The organism is Pseudomonas sp. 30_B, from assembly GCF_017491605.1.
Lineage (GTDB): Bacteria > Pseudomonadota > Gammaproteobacteria > Pseudomonadales > Pseudomonadaceae > Pseudomonas.
On the sequence record NZ_JAFGYY010000296.1, the window covers coordinates 1 to 462 of the forward strand.

Genomic DNA, 462 nt, shown 5'->3' on the forward strand with positions numbered 1-462 from the left:
GCCAATCGCGCAACCTGCGCCAACAACCTGCACCTGTGCCGCATCCCAGTTCGCACGGCGAGTCGCGCCAACGAATGCCCGTCTTCGGCACAAATAGGATGCCCGTCAAAGCCGCGCGGCCCGCTACCGGCTTGCGGCCGGGATACCTGAAGCGGCGCGGCTTTGGCGGCGGTAGCAGAGGCTCGATCCGTGCCCACAGTCCGTCGTCAATGATTGGCTTACCCGTCGCCTCGGCCCATCTGCCACGACGGCCGGATCGGACGAAACCCATGAGTCGACCATGCCGAATCGGCAGCGACGAGGTTGACATTTGTTGATATTCGAGTGTGGTCGGAAAGGGTAAGGTTCCACTTGGAAGGTGTTGTGAAATGAATTGGACGTCGTCTTGAGATTAAAACCAAGCCGCACGCGTGCGAAAGGAATACCTCTTGCCGGCGAAAATGGCGCCCGTGTTGAGGGGAG

General features: G+C 60.4%; 1 protein-coding gene. It reads right to left on the reverse strand.

Translation table 11 applies throughout. The features are described 5' to 3' along the window. The coding region (locus tag J5M67_RS28355; RefSeq protein ID WP_207888665.1) for a transposase at window positions 1–271 on the reverse strand (271 nt) is incomplete at its 3' end. Window positions 272–462 lie beyond the last annotated feature (191 nt).